General features: G+C 49.1%; 20 protein-coding genes. 9 read left to right on the top strand and 11 right to left on the bottom strand.

Annotation, left to right across the window (positions count from 1 at the left end):
• Positions 1-79 precede the first annotated feature (79 nt).
• Complete coding sequence (locus V2I46_12625) at positions 80-1096, top strand: pirin family protein (GenBank protein ID MEE4178341.1); 1017 nt, start codon at positions 80-82, stop codon at positions 1094-1096.
• Positions 1097-1112: 16 nt separating this feature from the next.
• On the opposite strand, the gene V2I46_12620 is transcribed toward V2I46_12625, so the two are convergent.
• A complete protein-coding gene (locus V2I46_12620; GenBank protein MEE4178340.1) occupies positions 1113-3683 on the bottom strand; it encodes a M14 family zinc carboxypeptidase in 2571 nt (856 codons plus the stop codon).
• A gap of 227 nt (positions 3684-3910) precedes the next feature.
• On the opposite strand from V2I46_12620, the gene V2I46_12615 reads away from it, so the two are divergent.
• The 4 genes from V2I46_12615 to V2I46_12600 all read left to right on the top strand — a co-directional run bounded on the left by V2I46_12615 (position 3911) and on the right by V2I46_12600 (position 8487).
• Positions 3911-4684, top strand: a complete 774-nt coding sequence (locus V2I46_12615) for an enoyl-CoA hydratase/isomerase family protein (protein ID MEE4178339.1) — start codon at positions 3911-3913, stop codon at positions 4682-4684.
• Positions 4677-5690, top strand: coding sequence for a tRNA-dihydrouridine synthase family protein (locus tag V2I46_12610; protein MEE4178338.1), 1014 nt, complete (start codon positions 4677-4679; stop codon positions 5688-5690). Before V2I46_12615 ends, V2I46_12610 begins: the two co-directional genes overlap by 8 nt.
• An 85-nt stretch (positions 5691-5775) precedes the next feature.
• Positions 5776-7242 (top strand): Na+/H+ antiporter NhaC, encoded by a 1467-nt coding sequence (gene nhaC / locus V2I46_12605; GenBank protein MEE4178337.1) that lies wholly within the window; start codon positions 5776-5778, stop codon positions 7240-7242.
• A gap of 111 nt (positions 7243-7353) precedes the next feature.
• Positions 7354-8487, top strand: a complete 1134-nt coding sequence (locus V2I46_12600) for a glycosyltransferase (GenBank protein MEE4178336.1) — start codon at positions 7354-7356, stop codon at positions 8485-8487.
• 38 nt (positions 8488-8525) lie between these two features.
• Here the strand turns inward: V2I46_12600 and V2I46_12595 are convergent, their stop codons facing one another.
• The 7 genes from V2I46_12595 to V2I46_12565 form a co-directional block, all read right to left on the bottom strand.
• The gene (locus V2I46_12595; protein ID MEE4178335.1) at positions 8526-9260 is read right to left on the bottom strand and encodes an ATP-binding cassette domain-containing protein; all 735 of its coding nucleotides are present in this window, start codon (positions 9258-9260) and stop codon (positions 8526-8528) included.
• 96 nt (positions 9261-9356) lie between these two features.
• A complete protein-coding gene (rsxA, locus tag V2I46_12590) occupies positions 9357-9929 on the bottom strand; it encodes an electron transport complex subunit RsxA (GenBank protein MEE4178334.1) in 573 nt (190 codons plus the stop codon).
• A 10-nt stretch (positions 9930-9939) separates the two neighbouring features.
• A complete protein-coding gene (locus V2I46_12585) occupies positions 9940-10524 on the bottom strand; it encodes an electron transport complex subunit E (protein ID MEE4178333.1) in 585 nt (194 codons plus the stop codon).
• Positions 10521-11114: an RnfABCDGE type electron transport complex subunit G gene (locus tag V2I46_12580; protein MEE4178332.1), complete on the bottom strand. Its 594-nt coding sequence runs from the start codon at positions 11112-11114 to the stop codon at positions 10521-10523. The genes V2I46_12585 and V2I46_12580 overlap by 4 nt, the downstream gene beginning before the upstream one ends.
• On the bottom strand, positions 11107-12105 hold the full coding sequence (locus V2I46_12575) for an RnfABCDGE type electron transport complex subunit D (protein MEE4178331.1): 999 nt from the start codon (positions 12103-12105) through the stop codon (positions 11107-11109). The genes V2I46_12580 and V2I46_12575 overlap by 8 nt, the downstream gene beginning before the upstream one ends.
• 44 nt (positions 12106-12149) lie before the next feature.
• Positions 12150-13481: an electron transport complex subunit RsxC gene (rsxC, locus tag V2I46_12570; protein MEE4178330.1), complete on the bottom strand. Its 1332-nt coding sequence runs from the start codon at positions 13479-13481 to the stop codon at positions 12150-12152.
• Positions 13482-13630: 149 nt separating this feature from the next.
• The gene (locus V2I46_12565) at positions 13631-14494 is read right to left on the bottom strand and encodes a Fe-S cluster domain-containing protein (GenBank protein ID MEE4178329.1); all 864 of its coding nucleotides are present in this window, start codon (positions 14492-14494) and stop codon (positions 13631-13633) included.
• 365 nt (positions 14495-14859) lie between these two features.
• Between V2I46_12565 and V2I46_12560 the strand changes: the two genes are divergently transcribed.
• Positions 14860-16890 carry an oligopeptide transporter, OPT family gene (locus tag V2I46_12560; GenBank protein MEE4178328.1) on the top strand — a complete coding sequence of 677 codons (2031 nt, stop codon included), beginning with the start codon at positions 14860-14862 and terminating at the stop codon, positions 16888-16890.
• Positions 16891-17183: 293 nt separating this feature from the next.
• Positions 17184-18452 (top strand): NAD(P)/FAD-dependent oxidoreductase, encoded by a 1269-nt coding sequence (locus tag V2I46_12555; GenBank protein MEE4178327.1) that lies wholly within the window; start codon positions 17184-17186, stop codon positions 18450-18452.
• Between the two features lie 184 nt (positions 18453-18636).
• Here the strand turns inward: V2I46_12555 and V2I46_12550 are convergent, their stop codons facing one another.
• The 3 genes from V2I46_12550 to V2I46_12540 form a co-directional block, all read right to left on the bottom strand.
• Positions 18637-20169 (bottom strand): FAD-dependent monooxygenase, encoded by a 1533-nt coding sequence (locus V2I46_12550; protein MEE4178326.1) that lies wholly within the window; start codon positions 20167-20169, stop codon positions 18637-18639.
• Positions 20170-20363: 194 nt separating this feature from the next.
• Positions 20364-20789 (bottom strand): SoxR reducing system RseC family protein, encoded by a 426-nt coding sequence (locus V2I46_12545; protein MEE4178325.1) that lies wholly within the window; start codon positions 20787-20789, stop codon positions 20364-20366.
• A 165-nt stretch (positions 20790-20954) separates the two neighbouring features.
• The gene (locus tag V2I46_12540) at positions 20955-21308 is read right to left on the bottom strand and encodes a hypothetical protein (protein ID MEE4178324.1); all 354 of its coding nucleotides are present in this window, start codon (positions 21306-21308) and stop codon (positions 20955-20957) included.
• Between the two features lie 201 nt (positions 21309-21509).
• Between V2I46_12540 and V2I46_12535 the strand changes: the two genes are divergently transcribed.
• Together V2I46_12535 and V2I46_12530 are read left to right on the top strand one after the other, a co-directional pair.
• Positions 21510-22025 (top strand): hypothetical protein, encoded by a 516-nt coding sequence (locus V2I46_12535; GenBank protein MEE4178323.1) that lies wholly within the window; start codon positions 21510-21512, stop codon positions 22023-22025.
• 87 nt (positions 22026-22112) lie between these two features.
• Positions 22113-24449, top strand: coding sequence for a tetratricopeptide repeat protein (locus tag V2I46_12530; GenBank protein MEE4178322.1), 2337 nt, complete (start codon positions 22113-22115; stop codon positions 24447-24449).
• Positions 24450-24516 lie beyond the last annotated feature (67 nt).

Raw genomic sequence — 24516 nt, 5'->3', positions numbered from 1 at the left:
GAAAAACAGTAAAAAATGCGCTAACTTTCTTTTCACGATATCCCTATAAAAATTAAAGCATCACCATAATCTTATAATTATGTACAACAAAGCCATTATCAACATCAGGCCACTGGGATTTATGTGGGATACCCGCGACCCGTTTTTATTCTGCGTGCATCATGCTGATGCCTACCCTCCGGCCAACGATCAGATGGGACCCAATGCATCGCTGGCGGGACGTAACCTGGGGCAGGACTTTACCCTGAAAGATGGTTGGCGAATGTATCACGGGGAAACCATTCCCGGCTTCCCAGCGCATCCTCACAGAGGTTTTGAGACTGTGACCGTGGTCCTTAACGGATTTGTAGACCACAGCGATTCACATGGAGCTGCAGGCCGTTATGGGAATGGAGATGTTCAATGGATGACTGCCGGTAGTGGATTACAACATTGCGAAATGTTTCCCCTCCTCAATAAAGAGAAGGAAAACCCTCTGGAGCTTTTTCAGATCTGGATCAATCTTCCGCGAAAAGATAAATTTGCTGCTCCGCATTTCAAAATGCTTTGGGACCAGGAAATTCCAAAAGTAAAACAACCCGATTCCTCGGGAAAAGAAACGGAAGTTACCCTTGTTGCTGGTCGGCTGGGGGATTCTGCAGCTCCTGCACCTGCTCCTGACTCATGGGCTTCCAAACCCCAAAATGAAGTAGCCATATGGCTCATCAAAATGGAAGCGGGGGCTTTCTGGACACTGCCTGCGGCTTCTCCCGAAACTGAACGTTCCCTCTATTTCTACAAGGGTGATTCGATCACCATTGCGGGCATAGAAGTAGAAAACTACCAGTCCATTGAATTGTTGGGTGATCTGGATATCATCATTCAAAGCGGGAAACAGGAAGCTCGCATGCTCCTTTTACAGGGCAGGCCCATTGCAGAGCCTGTTGCCCAATATGGTCCTTTTGTGATGAATAACCAGGAAGAGATCCATCAGGCCATCAGCGATTTCAGGAGAACCCAATTTGGCGGATGGCCCTGGCCCCGCTACGACAATGTTCACGATAGGGAAAGCCAGCGCTTTGCCAGGTATGCTGATGGTCAAATTGAGCAGCCATAAAGCAACACCATCCAGTTTATCTCCTGATGATAGGCCCGAAGAACAGGGCATTCATAAACAAGCGGCTCGTCCCAAACCAAAATCCGCGACTATTGGGGTTATCCATAAAGGAAATGATGTTTCCCCTGCCACTGCTGTTGATAAGAATTCCAGCAGAATTTTCGATCAACTGCCGATTAGGCTCGTAAATGTACCCGCTCATCAGGTTATCTTTCTCATAAATGAGGGGATTTGCAAAAGCACTGCTGTCAGGTTTTGCAAAGCTATTCCCCGCGATAAAAACAGGGATTTGTTCACGGTGGTATCCATACCCTATGGGATGAGTCACGTCTAGCCTTGCCCTGAAAATGCTACCCGGATTACGCCTCGCGCCCAGATATTGACTGCGTTGGCTATAGGGAAGCATAACCGGTTCTTCCACGGCCGCTTCCTTTTTAAATTCCATTTTGACAAATCCATTGCTTTCCAGCCATTGGTTGGCACTGCCAATGGCAACAATTGTACCCCCGCTGCGCAACCAGCGGGCGAGCGACTCCTTGCCTGAAGACCCAATACTCCCATAGGAACCCGAAACCATCACCATGGTATTGTAGTGCGACAGGTCAAGGCTGTTGAATCTTTCCAATTCAACCATTGTTACTGGCATATCAAATCGTTGGTCAAGCAAATGCCATACTTCACCGGCTTCCCGGCTGTTAACCCCCTGCCCGACAAGCATTAGCACCGAAGGCTTCTGAAGATTATTAAAACCACTACTTCCCAGGTTAATGCCCTCCAAAGTCAATCCACTTCCAGCTGCGTAAATGGTCAAACCAGATTCAGATGCTGCCTGCCGGACCATTTCAAACACTTTTTCTCCACCTTGATCCTGTATCTCTATTGGAATCAGAATACTTCCATAGCCAAAATCTATTTGCTCCTCTCCTACTTGCGAGGTAAAAGGCTGGGTAGAAACCTTTGCCCGGATACCATTCTTCTGCAGGTAATATAAAGCTTTCGGAGCATTGAAGTTATCCCATTTAAACAAGTATGCATAATGACTTTTTCCTCCTTTTATCAATCCTTCAGCCAATGGTATATATTGAAGGGGTTCCCCTTTAAGTGAGACTATTTGTCCGGGACGAGTGATTTCATTAAACGGAATATTAAAGGCCAAGGGGAGAGTCCATGTGGATACATCATAAAATATGCTGTCACCATACTCATGGACGCTTTCAAACAGGGAGCGGATCATCCTGAATTGAGGCTGTTCAAGAGGAACGATCCAGGCCTTCCCGGGTTGATAATGATGCTCACCCAAGGTAACAGCCTCTTGAAGTTCATACAATTCAACCTGATGCCTCATCAAAAGCCCCAAAAAATAGCCATTGCGTCCCTGGTCAAATGCATCGCCAAAGACATAACCCTTGACAGGGAATTGAATGGCCTCCCGTATGGCAGACTGAAAGAATTCCCGCTGATGTTCAAGCAATTCCATCCGAAGATCAAAAGCAGCCTCCAGACTCGATAAGGAAACCAGCACCTGATTGCGGACAGGTAAAGAGAAGTCGACCACCCCGTGTATGGTTTCCACCCGGTGTCCTCGTGTGCTTGCCTGTTCAAATAAAATGCCAATACTGCCATTCACATCAGGATAGGATGAACCCTTGCCATAATAATAGTCATCAAAATCTTCCTGGGTATAGTATAGTTGACCTGCCTTATCAAAAGCCCTGGCATGGTAACGGCCGAATTCCATGGTTAGCTCATCTGTACTTTCTGGTGTAAGAGGGTTGCCGCGCGAGGGGACTCCTGGTTGAAAATAAAACGTTGAGTTACCGCCGAATTCATGGTGATCGGTATTCACATTGGGCTTCCATCGGTGAAATTCCTCCAGGCGCCCCTGGCTCTCAGGATGCTGAGCAGGCAACCAGTCGCGGTTCAGGTCAAACCAGTAATGATTGGTGCGGGCACCTGGCCATACATCTGAAAACTCCCTACTGGCCGGATCAGGATTTAACGCCCGGCTCCGGTGACGATTTACCCACGAAGCGAACCGGTCCTGTCCATCCGGATTTAACGATGGATCCAAAAGGACAACCGTTTGCTTAAGCATTTCCGTAACTTCAGGGCTCTGGGAGGCGACTAAATAATAGGCCACCAACGGTGCTGCATTATGCCCACTGGCCTCATTACCATGAACCCCATATCCTAGACGCACGACTATTGGCATTTCCGTGATATCCAGGTCTCCCGACACTTGTGGATCAGAAACCAATAAGTGCCTCTGGCGGATGGTCTCAAGGTTTTGCTGGTTTTCAGGTGAGGTGATTACCAGGTGAACTAACGGCCGCTGCTCGTGCGACCTTGCATATTCATAAAGAATGGCACGGTTAGACTTCTCTGCAAGGTACTGCAAATATGCCAGCAATTGCCCGTGATCAAGGTGCCATTCTCCCACCTGAAACCCGAAATAGGTTTCAGGAGATTGAATAGTTGAATCATATGCCCCTTCTGGGAGATAATAAGACAGCGGTTTGCCAGCCTGACAGGAAGGTCGGAAAAAAAGCAGCAAAAAAGCAAACAGGATTATGGACTGGGCTCTCATATGAAAGAATTGAATGGATAAATTTTAGGGGATAAATTTAAACAATTGTCATGAAGTCCAAAAAAAATCATCCCCTGTTCAATCACTCTGATGGCAGGCTGTTCCATTCAATCAACAAACCAAACCCGGTTAGCTTCAAAATATATTGATTAATCAGGAATATTTTAAATATTTTTATTTTAATTTTTTTTAAACTTCCTTTGTAATCATTAACAGGAAACGAAATCATGGATTATAAAACCCTGAAATACTACCAGGAAGGACCTGTGGGTATTCTGACCATCAGCCGCCCCGAAGTTTTGAATGCTCTCAACGACCATTTGATGTTCGAGATGCACCATTTCGTACTTTCCATTGGTTGCCGTGAAGGCTTGCGCGCCCTGATCCTGACTGGTGAAGGAAAGGCTTTTGCTTCAGGCGGAGACATCTCGGAGATGCAGCACCTCGATGCTTCCCGGGCCTATGATTTTTCAAGAAAGGGCCAGATCAACCTTCAACGACTGGCGGATCTGGAAATCCCACTAATTGCTGCGGTGAACGGTTATGCACTGGGTGGTGGTTTTGAGTTGGCTTTGGTCTGCGACTTCATCACCGCAAGCACCGATGCCCGCTTTGCTTTCCCCGAAACCAGCCTGGGCATCATCCCTGGCTACGGTGGATCTCAAAGAATAACCCGGCGTTGCGGATTGTCAAATGGCCTCTTTTTGATGCTCACCAGTGAAATGATCGATGCCTTTGAGGCACGCAGGATGGGCCTGGTGCAGAAAATATTTGAACCAACAGAATTGATTCCAAACACCATTGCCCTCGCAAATAAGATAGCAAAAAACGGACCAAATGCCATTAAAATGGCAAAAAAATTAGGTCGGGAGGGCATGGTTTTAAGTTTTGAAAAGGCCCTTGAACTGGAGCGGGAATTATTCTCCAGTCTTTTTGAAACCGATGGCCCTGAAGGGCTTAAAGCATTTGTTGAAAAGCGCAAACCTCAGTGGCGTGAATAATCCCAAATTGCTTTTCGCGCCATTTAAAGGACTTACCACCAAGGTTTTTCGTAATGCTTTCGAAAGGCATTTTGGAGGGTTCAACGCCATGTATGCTCCCTTTGTTTCCGGTTTGGGAAATGATAGGATTCATCCTGCCAAACTCTACGATTTTCTTCCTCGCTCAGCCAACCTGGTTGATACTGTGCCCCAGATCCTTTCCAATGATGCCCGTCAAATCATCCTCCTCGGGAAGGCCATCCACACGCAAGGATTCGACCATTTGAACTGGAACCTGGGATGCCCATTCTCACGCATTGCAAGCAAAAAAAGAGGCTGCGGTATCCTGCCTTATCCTGAGCAACTGGACCAAATACTTCATAAGGTATTCAAGGAATTGCCGTTAAAGCTTTCTATAAAAACCCGATTGGGTTATTTTCAACCTTCAGAAATTCTTTCAGTGCTTGAAGTATTGAATCATTACCCCATCCATTTGCTGATCATCCACGCTCGCGTAGGGACACAGATTTACAGCGGAGAAGTTGATCTGGATAGCTTCGGGAAATGCCTTGATATTTCAAAAATCAAACTTTCATACAATGGTGATATTGTCCACATTCCCCGTTTCCGGGAATTACAGCAACGTTTTCCAAACATATCAACCTGGATGATTGGCCGGGGTGCCTTGATCAATCCCTTCCTGCCTAATGAGATCAAAGGCATCCACTTTGAATATTCCGAAAAGAGGAAACGACTGTCCGGTTTTCATCAGGAACTTATCGCAGAAGGCTTGTCAACGAAGGAAAACGAAGCCAGGCTCCTGGGGTCGCTTAAAGCCGTTTGGTATTATATGTCCGGTTATTTTGAAAACCCCCTGGAGGTCTTTTCCGCAATAAAACGCACCACCACCCTTGACCAATATCAACAAATCCTTGGTCACACCCTCGGGCTCCCCTTTGCTGATGATGATAAGATGGCGTATTATTTCCGGAATGGCATTAAACACCTGGGTGATAAAGGTTATTAAGCCCTGACATTTTTTTGCCCAATTAAAAAAAATCACGTTACTTTACGGGTCTTTGCTGACAGGTTCTGAATTTAATCCCAATCCTATGACCAAGGCGAAACGACGGCCTAAACTTATTGAGGCACTCATCCCTGTAATCTTCCTGACAGCACTGATTTCCATTAACGTTTTCATTTTTGGTGATGATTCGCTTTCCGGGTCCAACCAAATCGTCCTGATCCTTTCGGCTTCGGTGGCCGCCATCATTGCCATGCGCCTGGGTTACTCCTGGGACCATTTGCTTAAAGGAATTGTAAAAAGCATTGGCTCTGCCATGTCATCCATCCTGATCCTTCTGTTGATAGGGTCACTGGCTGGGACCTGGCTCCTGAGCGGCGTGGTGCCTTCCATGGTTTATTACGGGCTGAAAATCCTTAACCCAACCATTTTCCTGGTAGCCGCCTGTGTGGTGAGTGCCATTGTGTCATTGGCCACGGGAAGCAGTTGGAGCACGGTAGCTACCCTCGGTGTGGCCCTCCTGGGAATAGGACGCGCACTGGGAATTCCAGACGGAATGATTGGGGGTGCCATCATTTCTGGGGCCTATTTTGGGGATAAAATGTCGCCCTTGTCAGACACAACTAACCTTGCCCCTGCGATGGCTGGGACCGACCTGTTTACCCATATCAGGTATATGGCTTTGACCACCGGGCCAACCATACTCATTACCCTCGTCATTTTTACAATAATGGGCCTCACCCGCTCACAGGGTGGGGAAATTAATGACATTGCTCCGGTACTGAGAGCCATCGACAGCACGTTCAATATTTCCCCCTGGCTTTTTATCGTTCCCGCACTGGTCATAACGCTTATCGTCCGTAAAGTTCCGGCCCTGCCTGCCTTGCTCGTGGGAACCCTGGCAGGTGCGCTCTTTGCCCTGATTTTCCAGCCACAGATCATACGACAGGTTAGCGGAATGGAGGACAAGTTCCACATGGCTGCTTATATCGCCATCATGAAGTCAATGTACACCAACATCAGTGTAACCACCGATAACGCGATGGTCAATACCCTTCTGGAAACAGGGGGGATGCGCGGCATGCTCAATACGGTCTGGCTCATCATGTGCGCCATGATCTTTGGCGGCATTATGGAAAGCAGCGGATTGCTCCACCGCATTACTGAATCAGTCATCAAACTGGCCCACAACACTGGATCACTGGTGGCTTCCACGGCAGGGACCTGCATTTTTTTCAACATTACGGCCAGCGACCAATACCTGAGCATTGTGGTGCCGGGCCGCATGTTTGCCGAGACCTACCGTGAACGGGGCCTCAAGCCACAACTCCTCAGCCGTACCCTCGAAGACAGCGGCACCGTGACCTCCGTCCTGGTGCCATGGAATACCTGCGGGGCCACCCAGGCAACAGTCCTTGGGGTGTCTACCCTGACTTTCCTGCCCTACTGTTTTTTTAATATCATCAGCCCTTTCATGACCGTTGCCTTTGCATATCTAAACATCAAAATCGCACGTTATAAAGAAGGAGAAGAAAAAGCACCGAGCGTGGAATAGGCAGGAAGGCCGTTACCCTGAGAAACTTTTGATTTCAGATTAACGATTAAGGATTGATAATTTTTGATTTGCTAACCCTTGAACCTGAAACGCAAAACCTGAAACCTTAACATGCGCCGTGTAATCTTCACCGTCACGAATGATGTCTTCACCGATCAGCGGGTAAATAAAATGGCGCAGACCTTGCAGGCTATGGGATTTCAACCCCTCATTGCAGGGGTTATGCGAAAAGGAAGTCCGCCTTTTTGTCCTGAATGGGCCGAGGTTAAACGCATCCCGGTTTGGTTTCAAAAGGGCCTCCTGTTTTATGCTGAGTTCAACCTGAAATTGTTCTTTTTCCTCTTGTTTTCCAAGGCAGACCTGTTTGTGGCCAATGACCTCGATACCCTTTTGCCCGTCCACCTGGTGGCCAGACTGCGCCGCAAACCCCTTGTTTACGACACCCACGAATATTTTACCGGCTCACCGGAAATAGAAGACCGGCCATTCAGGTGTTGGTTCTGGAAAAGCCTGGAGAAATACCTATTCCCCAGGCAAAATACCATCATCACCGTCAACGAGTCCATTGCCGCACTTTACAAAAAGGATTTCGGTAAAAAACTGCACGTGGTGCGCAACATGCCACGCTACCGGAAACCCGTTGAGATGCTCTCACGAACAGAGCTGGGGCTTCCTGAAAGCCAGCCCATTATCCTCCTCCAGGGAAGCGGCATCAACGTGAACCGGGGCACCGAAGAACTCATTGAAGCATTCCTTCCTGAATACGGAATCGGAAATGCGCTTTTGCTGATCATTGGGGATGGAAATGTAATGGAGCAATTAAAGGAAAAGGTCAAGGATTTACGCCTTGAAAAGAGGGTACGCTTCCTGCCCAAAATGCCCTATGAACAATTGATGCAATTTACCTCCAACGCCACCATAGGCGTTTCCCTTGATAAGCCCGGAAGCCTGAATTACCTTTACAGTCTGCCCAACAAACTCTTCGATTACATTATGGCCGGAACCCCGGTGCTGGTCTCCGACCTCCCTGAATTAAGTCGTATTGTGAAAAAATACCAGGTTGGTAAGATCGCCGTGGATCACGATCCGGCAACCATAGCTGCCAGTATCAGCGAGATGCTTTCTAATTCCGTTCAATTGGAATTGTGGAAATCAAACTGCCTTCAGGCAGCTAAGGAACTCAACTGGGAAAAGGAAGAGGTTGTCATCAGGGGCATTTATAAGAAAGTTCTGGAGGACAATTAAGGATTGTCCAGACAGAGCATTTTCAAAACGAAAAATTATTATTCTTCCTCTCCCTGTTCTTTTGAATTATCTTCCACATCTTCAGCAACCTGCTTTGCTCCATTCACATCAATCACCCTTCCCCCTTCGCATTTGAAAATGCGTGCAGGAAACTTATCAAAAAGCCGGTAGTCGTGGGTAGCCATTAATACGGCACGCCCGGTTTTGCTGATTTCAAACATCAGGTCCATGATCCCTTCACTGGTTTCGGGATCCAAATTTCCCGTAGGCTCGTCGGCCAGGATGATGTCAGGATCATTGATGAGGGCACGTGCAACGACCACCCTTTGTTGCTCCCCCCCTGAAAGCTGGTGTGGCATTTTAAATCCCTTCGTGCGCAGGCCTACCTTTTCCAGCACGTCTTCCAGGCGCTCCTCCATGGCCACCTTATCGTTCCAGCCCGTTGCCTTCATTACGAACAGCAGGTTGTCCTTCACCGAACGGTCGGTAAGCAGCTGAAAGTCCTGGAATACAATGCCGATTTTTCGGCGCAGAAAAGGAATCTGTTTTTCTTTGATCCCTTTCATTTCAAATCCAGCCACCTTGGCATATCCATCCACCATAGGCAAATCACCATAGAGAATTTTCAGCAGACTGCTCTTACCGGTCCCGGTACGTCCAATCAGGTAACAAAATTCGCCGCGTTCTATTTCCAGGCTTACTTCCGTAAGCACCAGCACATTTTTCTGGAATACGGAAACATTCTGCAATTCGATAATGGTGTCAAGGGCCATTTCAGGAGGATTTAGGAAAAAATTCGTGTAAAGGTACAAAAGAAAATAAAAAACCCGGGTGTTGGTGAACCCGGGTTTCCATTGAAAAAAAACGATTTATACCAAACCGGCAAACCCCATAAAGGCCAGCGCCAGGATCCCTGCGGTGATTAGGGCCACGGGAGCGCCCTGCATGCCTTTGGGAACTCCCATCAGATCCAGGTGCTCGCGAATACCTGCAAAAAGAATGATCGCCAGGCCGAAACCAATGGCGTTGGCAATGGCAAAAACCACGCCCTCTAAAAGGTTCAGGTCTTTCTGTACGGTCAGCAGGGCTACCCCAAGCACCGCGCAGTTGGTTGTGATCAGCGGGAGAAAGATCCCCAGGGCTTGGTAAAGGGCCGGGCTCACTTTTTTCAGGATGATCTCGACCATTTGCACAAGAGCAGCAATCACCAATATATAGGAAATGGTCTGAAGAAAGGTAATCTCAAAGGGTACCAGGATGAACTTATAGATCAGGTAGGTGACCACTGTGGCCAGGGTCATGACAAACATCACGGCTCCCGACATCCCTGTGGAGGTAGAGACTTTGGATGAAACCCCGATAAAGGGACAGATCCCCAGAAAATGCGCCAATACGATGTTATTGACAAATACGGCTCCGATTATGATCAGTATATATTCCATGGCTCAGATTTTATTCCTTTTTCTTCAGGAGATTAGACAAGGCAATCAGGTATCCCAGCCCCAGGAAAGCACCGGGAGCAAGCACAAACAAAAGCATGCCTTCACCCTTAATGAAAGAGTGACCAAAGATAGCCCCTGCACCCAAGATCTCGCGGACCGCCCCCAACAAGGTCAATGCAAAGGTGAAGCCCAGCCCCATCCCAAGTCCGTCAATCAGTGAGCTCAGCACTCCTTTCTTACTGGCAAAGGCCTCTGCACGCCCCATGACAATGCAGTTTACCACGATCAGGGGGATAAACAGACCCAAGGCCGCGAAAAGATCCGGGGAATAAGCCTCCATTACCAGTTGAACAATGGTAACAAACGAGGCGATAATCACAATGAAGGAAGGGATACGCACTTTATCCGGGATGGCATTCTTGATCAATGAAACTACCACGTTTGAGGATACCAGTACAAAGGTGGTTGCCAGACCCATCCCCATCCCATTGATGGCCGAAGTGGTCACCCCAAGGGTGGGGCAAAGGCCCAGCAGCAAAACAAATACCGGGTTCTCCTTGATAAATCCCTTGGTGAAGTTTTTCCATTGACTCATTGGGCTCCTCCTTCCTGATTTTTCACATGTTCAACAAAAGTGCTGTAGGCACGCTGGATGCCATCACAATAGGCTCGGCTGGTGATGGTAGCTGCCGTGATGGCATCTACGTCCCCTCCATCCTTTTTCACACGCAGTGATTGGCTGGCAGGATCAAATTCCTTGAACTGGTCGCTCCAGTCCGACTTCTTCTTATCGATCTTGTCGCCCAGACCAGGGGTTTCTGCGTGCTGCAGATGGACCACATCCACAATTCGCCCGTCAGGGTAAAAGCCTACCATGGCCTGAATGCGGCCACTGAACCCCTCGTCAGTATAGGTTCCTACGGCAACCCCCACCAATTCGTCTCCCTGGTAGGCAAAGTTGAACTCCAGTGAGTCCTTGCCATCCATGGGCAAAAACTTTTGGGTTTCCAAACGGTCAAAGGCGGGTACCACCTGGGTGATGGCGTTTTGCCGGGCTGCCTCACGCGATTGGGCGATGGGGGCCTTGGTGACATTATAAACACTGGCCAGGGCAAACGAAGCTACCGCCGTCACCACCAGCAAGGTCAACAACATATTGAGAAACGAAGATTCTTTCTTAGCCATTTTTCACCTCCTCCCCAAAACGACGGGGTTTGATGCTACGGTTAATAAGCGGAACAAAAGCATTCATAATTAAAATAGAAAAGGCTACCCCTTCCGGATAGGCTCCGAACATGCGAATAATCACCGTCAATATACCACACCCCACACCAAAGATCAGCATGCCCCGTTTGCTCATGGGACTGGTGACCATGTCGGTGGCCATGTACAGGGCTCCTAGCATCAAGCCACCTGATAACAGATGATATAAAGGATTAAAATGATAACCCGGATCAGCCAGCCAGAAGATGCCAGTGAAAACCAGCACGGTGCCCAGGAAGGCCACCGGAATATGCCAGGTGATCAGTTTTTTATACAACATATACAATCCGCCCAGCAAAAGCGCAATAGCTGAAATTTCACCCATTGAACCGCCCATTTGCCCAAGCAGCAATTGCCCATATTCAGGTATCTGTGGGATGATCTCGGCAACCGATTCACCCTTATCCAGACCCTCCTTCATTATAGCGAGGGGGGTGGGACCAGTAACAATGTCGGTCAGCTGGGTGCTAAAGGCGGTAGGCTTGGGATAATTGGTCATATGCACCGGGAAGGAAATCATCAGGAATACCCTGCCCACCAGGGCGGGGTTAAAGGGGTTTTTTCCCAGACCACCAAAAGTCATCTTACCGATGCCTATAGCCACAATCGAACCAATCACAACCATATACAAGGGGAGGTTGGCAGGCACGTTAAAGGCCAGCAGGATGCCCGTGATGACCGCTGAACCATCAAATATGGTCAGGGGCCCCTTGATCATGTATTTCTGGATGACATACTCCACGGCAATGCAACTGACCACTGCCGTAAGTGTCAGCAGGATGGCAGCCAGGCCGAAAAAATAAAAGGAAACCAGCATGGCCGGAATCAGCGAAACGACCACGCCAAACATGATCTTGCTGACCGACTGGCTGTCATGCACATGGGGCGAGCCCGATACCGTTAGTAAACTCATAGGTTTTTTCTTTGCTGTTATCTTCTGTGCAATCTACTAATGAATTAATGTTGCGAGCGCTTTCGGATCATGGTACCCACCCGGGTCTTGCCCACCCTGATCTGATCGAGCAGTGGCCTGCCTGAAGGACAAATAAAATGACACGAGCCGCATTCCATGCAGTCCATGATCCTCTCCTTTTCGCAATCCTCATCTCGTTTCTGGTCCGAAAGGGCACCCAGCAGGTAAGGCTCCAGGCCCATGGGGCAAGCCGTGGCGCATCGCCCACAGCGAATGCAGTTCAGAATGGGCTTGCGACTGGACTCGGCTGATGGAAATACCAGAATACCGCTGGTGCCTTTGGTGACCGGCACTTCAAGGTTACTGACGGCTTTCCCCATCATGGGGCCACCATTCACCACTTTCCCGGTATCCTCAGGCATTCCGCCGACAGCTTCTATCAATGCACTAACTGGTGTACCTATACGCACCTGGAAATTGGATGACTTCTGCAGCCCCTTTCCGGTAACGGTCACCACCCGTTCCACCAGTGGTTTGTTTTTTTGTACCGCCTCATATACCGCATAAGCAGTTCCCACATTATGCACCACGGCACCCACTTCGATGGGAAGCTTACCCGAAGGCACCTCACGGCCAGTCAGGGCCTTAATGAGTTGCTTTTCACCGCCCTGCGGGTATTTCACCTTCAGGGGCTCTACGCTGATCCCGGGAAATTCCTTCGCCAGATGCCGCATATGCTCAAGGGCATCGGGCTTGTTGTTCTCAATGCCGATGATAGCGCGACTTACACCCAGGGCTTTCATCTGGATGGTTACCCCCACCAGCATCTCCCTGCCTTTTTCCAGCATCAGCCTGTGGTCAGAGGTCAGATAGGGTTCGCATTCCACACCATTAATAATCAATACATCAGCTTTTTTCCCCGGAGGCACCATCAGTTTGACGTGTGATGGAAAGGTAGCTCCGCCCATCCCTACAATACCCATTTCGTTCACCCGGGCAGTGATCTCCTTGGCATCCAGGGAACATTCTTTTACCAGGTCGGCACTTAAATCGATGCCCTCAGCCCATTCATCGCCTTCCACATTGATCACGATGGATTTTTTGCGGTAGCCGCTCGAATCGGGCAGGTCGTCAATCTTGGCCACTGTGCCAGAAACAGACGAATGAATGTTGGCCGAAATGAATCCCGAGCCTTTGGCTATAAGCTGCCCCGCCTTTACCTTGTCGCCCTTAGCCACTACCGGACTGGCCGGCGCTCCCAAATGCTGCGACAAGGGAATCGTCACCACGGCAGGTAAGGTCAGCACCTCGATCGGCGCATGGGCTGATAACTTATTTTCAGGTGGATGAACACCACCAAGCTTGAAAGTTTTCAAAGTATAATTGTGTTACAGTTCAATCTTAAATTAGATGTTCCAGGTTTCGGGTTTCCGGTATTAGGTTTTTGGTTTCAGGTAGAAGAATCTTTAATCTTTATATTCCTAAATTCTCAATCTGCTAATCCTCACATCTGCTAATCCTCAAATTACTTTTCTTCAATTGCAGCCTGCGCCTCCACCTTCGGCTTCCTTGGCGGGAAGTTCAGTTCGTGGATGGCATTGGTGGGGCATACCGGAACGCATTTACGGCACAGCGTGCACTTGTTGAAATCGATATAGGCCAGGTTATTTTCCATGGTGATGGCATCGAATTTGCATTCTTTCACGCATTTGCCACAGCCGATGCAGGCCACCTCGCAGTTCTTGCGTGCAACCCCGCCTTTCTCCTTGTTAATGCAGGAAACGAAAATGCGGCGGTCCTTTTTGCCCTTCTTACGCATCTCGATGATGTTGCGTGGGCAGGCTTTCACACAAGCCCCGCAAGCCACACACTTGTCATCGAGGATTACTGGCAGGCCGGTCACCGGATCCATATACATCGCATCGAACTGGCAAGCCTCCACGCAGTCGCCGCATCCCAGGCAGCCATAAGGGCAGCCACCCTCGCCCGCAAACAGGCTATGGGCAAAGGCACAGGTCATTGCACCCTCGTATTTTACCTTAGGGGGCGAATTTTCACGGCTCCCATTACAACGAAGCACCGCGATCATGGGTTCCTGCTCGGCAGCTTCAAGGCCTAAAACTTCGGCGATATCCTGCATCACAGCATTACCACCCGGAGGACAGCTCATCCCATCCAGGCTTTCGGCCTTCACGATGGCTTCGGCCATGGCACGGCAGCCAGCATAGCCGCATCCCCCGCAGTTCGCTCCGGGTAACTTGTCGGCCACCAAGTCGATGCGTGGATCCTCTATAACTTTAAATTTCTGGGCTACCATATACAGGATGATCGCAGATATCGCCCCAATGGCTCCCAGTGATAAGACGGAAAATAACGTAATTTCGTTCACCTCTGAAGGGTTTGTTAGTGAAAGAAAACAAGCTCGCGCCACAAAATCAAGCGCTGTGAATCGATTAACCTCAACTCGGGGCAAAAATAGAAAACAAAAATCAAACCCTTAAGCCTTCAACAGGTTTTTTAAAGCTCTACAAGCCATTGTCAATCAAACAAATACACTTATGTGCCTATCTTGCACCTTTACAGAAAACTGAACATCAGCGACATACAGCCTTGTTTAGAATCTATCTAAATTTCAACAACTTAATGGATTAAGGATTTATTTTAATTTTTTTTCAGATAACGCTTCCTTAATATGAAAAAAATCAGCAAATTCGTGTTCATTTTTAATCGAAAACCCACAAAAAAGGAGCTAACATGACAGAAGAAAGACAATTTGTTCCCTTTGTTTCTGCCGAGACAGACATGAAGGAGTTTACCCTTCGGGCTTTGCTCATAGGGCTGGTGATGTCAGTCGTACTTGGGGCCGCCAACGCCTACCTGGGCCTTAAGGCAGGTATGACCATTGCCGCTGTTTATCCTGCTGCTGTGGTTGGAATGGCCTTGCTGAAGATTGTCAAGGGCACCATCCTTGAAGAAAACCTGGCCCGAACGGTGGGCGCCATCGGCGAATCGGTGGCTGCCGGAGCTATTTTCACCCTTCCGGCCTTTTTTATTGCCGGTCTTTGGGATCCCTTCTTTACGGCAGGCAACTACGTAACCTCTTCCCTGATTATGATCGGAGGCGGTTTTCTGGGCATCATGTTTGTCGCCCTGCTGCGCCGCGTGATGGTGGAAGATGCCGAACTTCCCTTCCCCGAGAGTGTGGCTGCCGCCGAGATCCACAAAGCCGGTCGTACTGGCGCGGGTGGTTCGAAGTGGCTGTTCCAGGCCATGATCGTGGGCGCCATAGTTAAACTGCTGGCCGAATTCAGACTTTTTGCAACAGCATGGGAACAATTTATCCTCTGGGGTAAGCAAACCATCGCCGGAAGCAAATTCAGTGGTGAAGGCGGGATGTTCCTGGGTTCCCCGGGTGTAAGCCCTGCATACATTGGCGTTGGTTACATCATCGGGCCCACCTTGGGGGCACTGGCCTTCAGTGGTGGCATCATCGCCTGGGGTTTGCTGACTCCTATCATCCTTTATTTCATTGGTCCAAGCCTCGAGATGGTTGATCCCACAAGTTCTGCCGCATGGCTTGCCGAAGCCAAGAATGTTTGGTCGAGCATCGTCAGGCCAATTGCCATTGGCGGTATGCTGGTGGGAGCGATTTTTACCCTCTTTAAAATGCGCAATAGCCTCATCGAGGGAATTTCCCGTTCCATTGGCGATGTAAAGAAAGCCGCTTCAGGCCTGGCTGGTGATGCCAACCGCATTGAAAAAGACCTCAGCTTCCGCTTTGTCGTTATCGGTATCATTGCTGTGGCCATCCTAACCTGGGGCATCACCTATTTCATTTTCCATACCTATATGTGGGTTGCCATTGTGGTAGCTATCGTCATGACCATCCTGGCCTTTTTCTTTGCCGCTGTTTCGGGTTACCTGGTAGGCCTCATCGGCTCTTCCAACAACCCCATCAGCGGACTTACCCTCACCGCCCTGGTCATTACCGCCCTGGTGCTGGTGCTTTTGGGCATTGACGGGGGGGATGCAGGTGTTGCCGCTGTGCTCGGCGTAGCTGCCATCGTCTGTGTGTCGGCAGCCGTGGCTGGCGAGATGCTGCAGGACCTGAAGTCAGGTCACATCCTGGGCGGTACCCCCTGGAAAATGGAAATCGGTAACATTATCGGGGTGGTAGCCTCTGGTGCCATTATGTTTTTCATCCTCACTATTCTTAACGACGGCGACGTGGCCCGGGGTGCTATCGAAGGCTATGCCGGTGGTTTCGGCAGCGAAGAGCTTCCTGCCCCCCAGGCAAGCCTCATGGCTATTCTTTCGCGCGGCATCGTAGGCGGCGAAATGGCCTGGCCCCTGATCATCGTTGGGATCTTTATGGGCGTTGGCTTTATCCTGATGGGCGTGAAAAGCCCCATGCTGGTCTCTGTAGGGATGTATCTGCCCCTGACCACTACCTTTGCTATCTTCGTGGGTGGTCTCATCAAAGGCATTACCGATACGATGGCCAAGCGACGCAAATTCAATGAAGGCCAGAAACAACGCTCGGAAAATGTAGGCATTTTGCTTGCCTCTGGTCTTATTGCAGGTGAGGCCCTGATGGGCCTTGTGGTTGCGATGTTTGCCGTGGGCGGCGTGTTCCTGTTCAATGTGTTCTCATTCTTCCAGAACCCCACCTTTACCATCGGTTTCATCGTCATCATCCTGGTGGCCCTCTATCTGATCTTTATCCCCATCCGCAATGCCGGCAGTCCGGATCAACCCGCACCTCCAGCAGCAGGCGGACACTAAATTGTTTTCTTTAACTAAAGATACCGTCCCGGAATTGTTTCCGGGGCGGTTTTTTTTGCTTAAAACCAAGATTTTAAGCCTTTATATCCCTACCAAAGACCTACCATGGTCGTGTCCACAAGACCCGTATGCGAGCCCGGCACGACCTATACCCGAGCATGGTACGAGCGTTGTGTCACTATATATAACCTTTTTTCTTTAAATAACTATTTTTTTAATATTAAAAAACTGTTTTGTATCCCCCTGATTCAAACGCCCCCGGTAATTCTTAAATCTTTACCTTTGCTGTTCAGATGGAAGGATACGATATCATTGTGATTGGTGCGGGTGCAGCGGGCTTGCTGGCTGCCGGGCGCGCCGGTGAATTGGGCGCCAGGGTCCTTGTCCTGGAGCGCAACGAGCGGCCCGGGCGTAAGTTGCTCATTACTGGCAAAGGTCACTGCAACATCACCAACGAGGCTCCTCAGAGCCAATTCCTGAAAAAGGTCTATCCCAACGGCCGATTCCTGCGCCACGCTTTTGCCACCTTCTTCTCCGACGACATGGTCTCCCTGCTGAACCGCGAGGGGCTTGAGACCTTTGTGGATCGCGGCGACAGGATATTCCCCCTTAGCCGGAAAGCCGCCGATGTGGTCAATACCCTGGTGCGCTGGGTGCAAAAACAAAAGGTGGAGTTCCGATACGGGCAACGAGTTGAAAGCCTGATTATTAATGACGGTTCGGTATCCGGTGTAAGCCTGCACCAGGGCAACAAGCTGGTGGAGATCCCCTGCAGGAAAGTCATTGTAGCCACAGGGGGAAAATCATACCCCACGACAGGCTCAACAGGCGATGGCTATAAGTTGGCTGAAACGGCCGGACATAGCATTGTCGCCCTGCATCAGGCGCTGGTACCCCTGGAAACAACTGGCGACACTGCCCAGAAAATGCAGGGGCTTAGCCTTAAGAACGTAAAGGCATCCGTATGGATCGACGGAAAAAAAGTGACCGATGAATTTGGGGAGATGCTGTTTACCCATTTCGGGCTGTCAGGACCCATCATCCTGAGCCTGAGCCGCGGTGTGGTGGCCGCCCTCAATGCCCGGCGCCATATCGAGATCTCGGTCGACCTGAAGCCAGCCCTCGACGAGGCCACCCTCGACAAACGCCTGCTGCGCGACCTCGACAGCCAGGGTCGGAAGAAGATCAGCAACCTGCTGCGGCTTTGGCTGCCTGCACTGATGGTCCCAGTTTTCATTGAGCTGCTGGAACTGGACCCGGAGATGGAAGGCCATCAGCTTCCTGCCAAGGCCAGGAAAAAGATCCTCCTGCTATTAAAGGACCTTCGCTTCAAGGTAACCGGCTGCCGCTCGTTTAAAGAGGCCATCATCACGGCAGGAGGGATAAACACCGCTGAGGCGGACCCCTCCACCATGGAATCGAAGCTTGTCAAAAACCTTTATTTCGCGGGGGAAGTGCTCGATCTGGACGCCGACACCGGGGGCTATAACCTGCAGATCGCCTGGAGCACGGGATGGCTGGCGGGGGAGAGCGCAGCGAATTCAGCAGGCAGTAAGCAGTAGGAAGTAGGAAGTAAAAAGTTGGAAGCAGGAAGTTGAAAGAAGAAATTTCTGTTTTTTAAGTCATTGTATATCAGTGTTTTTTGACAGGATTTGGGTACTTTTAGGACCCAATAGGACAACCAGAAAAAAGAGCCTTGAGAACTTTCTCATCTCTCACCTCTCATTTCTCATCTCTAATCACTCATCACTCACCACTAATTTTCATGGCTATTTTAATGCCGTCGGCGGCGCTGGAAACGATGCCTCCGGCAAAGCCGCTGGCTTCGCCTGCAAGATAAAGGTTTTCAAAGCCTTCCACCAGTCCCTGGGGGTTGCGGATAACCTGTATTGGGGAGGAGGTCTTGCTTTCCAGGCCTAAGAGGATTCCCTGGTCATAGCCCCTGAGTTTTCGGGAGAAGTCTTTCAGGCCTTCGCGCATGGCGCTGACGATGATGGGGGGCAGCATTTCCCATAAGGGTGCTGGCAGGAGTCCAAGGGGGTAACTGCTTTTGGGCAGGGGACTGCCCATTTTGCCCTTCAGGAAATCGGCAATGGTACAGGCGGGTGCCCCATAGCCTTTGGAGAACTTGTAAAAGGAATGCTCAAGGTCTTCGAGCCAGGCCATGGCATCCAGGGGGGATTGTATCTTTGCGGAGAGCTGTGTTGGATGCACGCCCGCCACACAGGCCGCATTGGCAAACTGGCCGGCGCGCTTGTAATAGCTCATCCCGTTAACGGTGTTCACGTGGGCATAGGTGGCGGCGGGCACAACCATCCCGCCGGGGCACATACAGAAGGAATAGACAGGGTGCTTGCCATCGCCCGGGGAGGTGAGGCGGTATTCGGCGGCTTTCACACCTTCCAGCTTCTCTGTTCCCCACTGCGCCCGGTTGATGAGCGCCTGGGGATGCTCGGCACGACTGCCCAGCGCAAAGTTCTTGATCCGGAAAGGGACCCCGCGGCTTATCAGCATCCGGTAGGTCTCGTAAGCCGAATGCCCTGGCGCCAGCACAAAATGATCGGCCGAAAAGGTGCCGGAAGAGGTCACCGCCTCCTCCACCCTGCCCTGCTGGATGACCAGGTCGCTGAGCAAGGTCTCGAACAGGATCTTCCCGCCAAGGGACTGATATTGCTCACGCAAGTTCTTTATTACCACCCGCAATTTATCGCTGCCCACGTGGGGATGGGCCAGGTAAGCGATCTCGGGTGGTGCGCCTGCCTGAATGTATTGCTGAGTAAAAAAGGCCCGCTCGCACGAGATGTGCTTGGAGCGCGAGGTAAGCTTGCCATCGGAAAAGGTGCCTGCCCCGCCCTCGCCAAAGGAATAGTTGGCCATGGGACTGAAATCACCGGTCTTCTCAAATTGATGGAGTTTACCTGCCCGGGTATCCACTTCAGCGCCCCGCTCCACCAGCAGGGTCTCGAAGCCTGCCATCTGGAGCACCAGGGCAGAAAAGAATCCCGCCGGACCGCTGCCCAGGATAAAGACCTTCTGATCCCTTTTCCGGTAAGGGATCTCGAGGCATGGCTGAGGCAAGGGCTCTCCACTCTTGAGTTCATCAGAGGTCACCCCTACCCTCACCAGCCAATGGATGCGGCTCTTGTTGCGGGCATCAAGGCTTTGGGATTCGATCTGAAAACTAAAGTTTTGGATGCCCAGTTGCCTGGCAATCAGAGCACGCAATTCCGGCTGGTGGTAACCAGTGGGGAGCTTGATTTCGAGGATTTGAAAGCCCATGGAGTGACTTGAGAGACTTTAGAAACTTAAGGGACTTAAGGTGTTATTTGATTTCAGATTAACGATTAACCCTGCCTGCCCTCCTTCGGCGGGTAAACCTGCAGGCAGGGATTTTTGATTTGATAAGTGTCAGACATCAAACACCTGAGACCTTATACCCTGAACCTTAAACCCTAAACCCTAATCCCTGATCCCTAACCCTTGATTCGGAAGGTAAATATACTCCTGATCTTTTCCCGGTTGAAGTAAAGAATGCCGTAATAGGGTACCATCAAAGCCAGTGAGACCAGGGCGCTGAAGCCTTCGTTGCCAGTAAGGGCCATTAAAATAAAGAGGCTGGCGAGCAGGATCAGGAAGGGCAAGAGGTAACCCAGGAAAAGGGCACGGAAGCCCAGGGAACGCTTAAGGGTAACGGTGACTTGCTGACCAGCTTCAACCCGTTCATCAGGTTCAAGACAAACCTCAACCACCTTATCGGTCACCTCAGCCATCCCGCAATAACTCTTAGCATGACATGATCCGCAGGCCGCCTGTGCTTGTATCCGCACATAAGCCTGCCCACCATCCAGGTGATCTACAATGCCTGGATGCTCAATTTCCGGGATTTGATTTTGCCTCATTCGACTGCAAAATTAATAAAAGAAATCAAGTATGGGGATAAGGGCATGGGCATGGGACTTGGGGCTTGGAGCATGGGGCTCCCAGACCAGGAGGGAGACCCTTAGAGCCATACCTCTCATCTCTCATCTCTCATCTCTCATCTCTCATCTCTCACTTCTCACCTCTCACTTCTCCATAAGCACCTTCCATTCGCCATCGATTTTCACCACATCGAGGGCGGCCCGGTCGCCATCAGCATAATAGCTGCATTCGGCCTCCGTTTCAGAGATTATCTCACATTGAATATTTTCAAAAGTGACGTCTTCAAACAAATTAAATCCTTCCTTTTGCCATTGAGAAAGAATCTCAGCCGTTTCAGGGGTGCACAGTTCCATGGCTTTATCGAGATCACCATTGGTCATGTGCTTTAAAAACGCCTCCACCACCTGTTCGGGGGTATCGGTTTTCGACGATTTACAAGAAGAGAAACTCAAGGCCACAAAACTTCCCAGGGCCAGCATCAGCATCAGTTTTTTCATCATACAATGTTTTGGGTGAATCAAAAGAAAATTGTTTCTGTTCAAAAGTAAGTTTTTTTTATAAAGGATGGGGTCACAATGGATGGAAGATCTTATTTGCCCTCAGGATTTCGGCAATAATCTTTGCGCTTTATTAAGAAAATGCCCTAATTTTACCCCTGTTCAGGCATCATTTTTGTAATATTAAAATTGGGTGATTTCATGGACAAATTGGCCCTCTGCCCTTTCACGCGATTTCTTCTGTTTATTCCTATGGCTTTGCTGGTCTTTTCCTGCCAGGAAGATGAAAAGGAACCTGCTCCGGAAACCTATTTCATTCAGGCCACCATAAATAATACAGTGGTTGAATTTAAAGATCAGCCATCGCTTGGGGCGACCACAGCCCATTATGGAGACCAGTATGAACTTGGTATTTATGGAAATATTGAGGAAATTACCGGAATTTTAATACAGATATACGATACCGAACCCTTAGGCCTCGGAAACTATTCAGGCCTGGTGCAGACTGATAACCAAATGGTAGGGGTCCGCTTTAGTTATGTGGACGAATTTGACAATTATTTAACAGACTTGAGTAATCCAGAAGGCTCACTTACAATTTCCATGCTTAACGATACGCTGGTAAGAGGTTTTTTCTCGGGCGTTGTTAAGAAAACGAGCTCAGAGGAAACACTCACCATAACCAATGGAGAATTTTTTGTTAAACTTGTAAATTAAATCCCGGGAAGAGTGAAAAACTAGTCCCTAATAATCCTTAGTTTTCGTTTCCTTTTAAGATCAGGTTAGAAATAAAAAGTAAAAGCAATGCAGCGGTTATTATTCTTTTTTATTTTTCCGGTTTTATTTTTTTCGGTACCCTGCCATGCACAATTGGATATTGATTCCCTCAGGGCGGAATTCCGCAAGGCCACTGACCCAAAGGACAAGATCCTTCTGCAAATATTCATTGGAGCTCAATTTGAAACAAAAAACTATGACACGGCCTTTTATTACCTTAATATTGCGCTGGACCAGGCTGAAAAATTGGGGATAGCCAGCACGGACCCGGAAGATCAGAGAATTTACCTGAGATTGAAAGGATCAGCCCTTCAGGGTCTTTCTGCATTGCACAATAGATTTAATGATGCTGAAGGAGTCAGGAAATATGCGGGCCAGATCATTGCAATGGGGCCTGGAAAAGCAGACTCACTCGCACTGATTGTGGCCTGGCTTTCGCTTGGCAACATCAGCCAGATGGAAGGTAATTTCCCGGAAGCCACTGAGCAATATCGTAGAGCACTCGAGCTTTCCACAGGGAGAAAGGATACCCTGAATATTGCCAAATCGGCACATAATTTGGGGGTTACCTATTTCTATATGGGAAATCTGGATGAGGCAGCATCTTACACCAACCAGGCTCTGGAATGTTATTCTCAAAAAAACGACCGCCTCGGGAAATCAAGTTGTTTGCTAATGTTGGGCAACCTGATGTATGACCTGGAGGATTATCAAAAGGCCTTGAATTACTACAATGAATCATACCTCGGATTTGAGGAATTGAACCATACGGTAGGAAAGTACAATGCCATCCTGAATATTGGCACGATCCTGATTGAAGAGGAGCGCTATCCGGAGGCCATTGAACGCTTTGAAAATGCCCTGGCTATGGCAAGGGAGATCAACGACCACCAGGGGGTGGTAAGGTGCCTACATAATATGGGGATGAGCTATTCACAGATGGGTGATCCCCGAAAGGCACTACAACATTACCAGGAAGCACTTGTTATTGCACGGGCACATCAATTCAAACACATTGAGGCCAACACCCTCAGCAATATGGCCGCTGTAAACAATGACCTCAGGCAATACAATGAAGCCCTGAACCTGGCTACCAGAAGCCTAGAACTTTCAAGTGAGATCCAGTCCCTTGATGACCAAATTTATGCATACAAAAACCTTTCCATTGCACAGGAAGGCCTTGGAAACATCAGGCAAGCCCTTGAATATCATAAGCTTTTTAAACTCTTTAATGATTCTCTTACGCGGATCGAGAACCGGCGGGAGATCTCGGAGGTTGAAGCTCAATATCAAACCGAGCAGATCAAGCAGGAAATGGAACTTAAAAATGCCTTGCTGGAGAAACAGGATCTTGAGCTCGTCCAACAATCCGTTAGCCTCAGTCGCCAGAAAATTATTCGAAATTTCATGATTGCCGGACTTCTCGCCTTATTTCTAATCCTTCTGCAAATATATAGTAGTTCGAGACGTCGCAAATTAGCCAATGAGCTAATCATGAAGCAAAACGAGGAAATCGGTGAACAACATGAAAAAATCACCCAACAGAAAAATATCATTGAAGAAAAAAATCTGGCCCTGGTATCAAGCATCAGGTATGCACAGAATATTCAGAATGCACTGCTACCCGATGAGACCAACCTTCAGGAAGCTTTTGAGGAGTATTTTATCATTTACGAGCCCAAAGAAATTGTCAGTGGCGATTTTTACTGGATCAGCAGGCAAAATGGCGTCACTCTTCTTGCACTGGCCGATTCCACCGGTCACGGTGTGCCGGGAGCTTTTTTAAGTGTCCTGGGCCTTTCGTTTTTAAACGAATTTGTGGCGAGGAGAAAGTACCACAGCCCCGCCCAGCTTCTTGATGAAATGCGGTTGTATATCATTAGCTCCTTGCATCAGGAGGAAACGCAAAAAACCTCACAGGAAGGAATTGAGATGGCCCTGCTTGCCATTGACCATCAAAACCATAGCGTCACTTTCAGCAGTGCAAGAACGCCCATTTATGTTGCCACAAAGGGTGAAATAAAATTGGATGGAGAGCCAATCACCATGCCCCACAGCCCCCTGGTAAAATTTAAGGGAGACCCAATGCCCCTTTCTTTTCACCGCAAAATGAAAGCGTTTTCGAATCAAACCCTATCGTTAAACCCCGGCGATAAGGTTTATATTTTGACCGATGGATTCGGAGATCAATTCGGCTCTGATAAAAGGGAAAGGTTCACCAACCAGCGGGCAATGAAACTTTTGGAACAGATCTTCGATCAACCCATGGCTGAACAAAAAGAAACCCTGATAAAAACCTTATATAACTGGAAACAAGATTGCGAGCAGATTGATGATATCGCGGTGATTGGTTTCAGAATCTGATGGGTTTCCGCGCCCTTTGTCTTTGAAACGAAGTGTGGACTCTGCTTCTCTTTCCTAAAATTCCACT

Origin of the sequence: Bacteroides sp. (assembly GCA_036351255.1) — a bacterium.
GTDB lineage: Bacteria > Bacteroidota > Bacteroidia > Bacteroidales > UBA7960 > UBA7960.
Note: the sequence above shows the minus strand (reverse complement) of the source record. Positions and strands in the feature narration are given on the sequence as shown.

Coding starts and splice junctions, on each gene's coding strand:
- V2I46_12560 (MEE4178328.1), top strand. CDS start 14,860: ATGACAGAAGAAAGACAATTTGTTCCCTTTGTTTCTGCCGAGACAGAC.
- V2I46_12545 (MEE4178325.1), bottom strand. CDS start 20,789: ATGAGGCAAAATCAAATCCCGGAAATTGAGCATCCAGGCATTGTAGAT.
- V2I46_12550 (MEE4178326.1), bottom strand. CDS start 20,169: ATGGGCTTTCAAATCCTCGAAATCAAGCTCCCCACTGGTTACCACCAG.
- V2I46_12540 (MEE4178324.1), bottom strand. CDS start 21,308: ATGAAAAAACTGATGCTGATGCTGGCCCTGGGAAGTTTTGTGGCCTTG.
- V2I46_12555 (MEE4178327.1), top strand. CDS start 17,184: ATGGAAGGATACGATATCATTGTGATTGGTGCGGGTGCAGCGGGCTTG.
- V2I46_12600 (MEE4178336.1), top strand. CDS start 7,354: ATGCGCCGTGTAATCTTCACCGTCACGAATGATGTCTTCACCGATCAG.
- V2I46_12585 (MEE4178333.1), bottom strand. CDS start 10,524: ATGAGTCAATGGAAAAACTTCACCAAGGGATTTATCAAGGAGAACCCG.
- V2I46_12595 (MEE4178335.1), bottom strand. CDS start 9,260: ATGGCCCTTGACACCATTATCGAATTGCAGAATGTTTCCGTATTCCAG.
- V2I46_12575 (MEE4178331.1), bottom strand. CDS start 12,105: ATGAGTTTACTAACGGTATCGGGCTCGCCCCATGTGCATGACAGCCAG.
- nhaC (MEE4178337.1), top strand. CDS start 5,776: ATGACCAAGGCGAAACGACGGCCTAAACTTATTGAGGCACTCATCCCT.
- V2I46_12625 (MEE4178341.1), top strand. CDS start 80: ATGTACAACAAAGCCATTATCAACATCAGGCCACTGGGATTTATGTGG.
- V2I46_12580 (MEE4178332.1), bottom strand. CDS start 11,114: ATGGCTAAGAAAGAATCTTCGTTTCTCAATATGTTGTTGACCTTGCTG.
- V2I46_12535 (MEE4178323.1), top strand. CDS start 21,510: ATGGACAAATTGGCCCTCTGCCCTTTCACGCGATTTCTTCTGTTTATT.
- V2I46_12620 (MEE4178340.1), bottom strand. CDS start 3,683: ATGAGAGCCCAGTCCATAATCCTGTTTGCTTTTTTGCTGCTTTTTTTC.
- rsxA (MEE4178334.1), bottom strand. CDS start 9,929: ATGGAATATATACTGATCATAATCGGAGCCGTATTTGTCAATAACATC.
- V2I46_12530 (MEE4178322.1), top strand. CDS start 22,113: ATGCAGCGGTTATTATTCTTTTTTATTTTTCCGGTTTTATTTTTTTCG.
- V2I46_12615 (MEE4178339.1), top strand. CDS start 3,911: ATGGATTATAAAACCCTGAAATACTACCAGGAAGGACCTGTGGGTATT.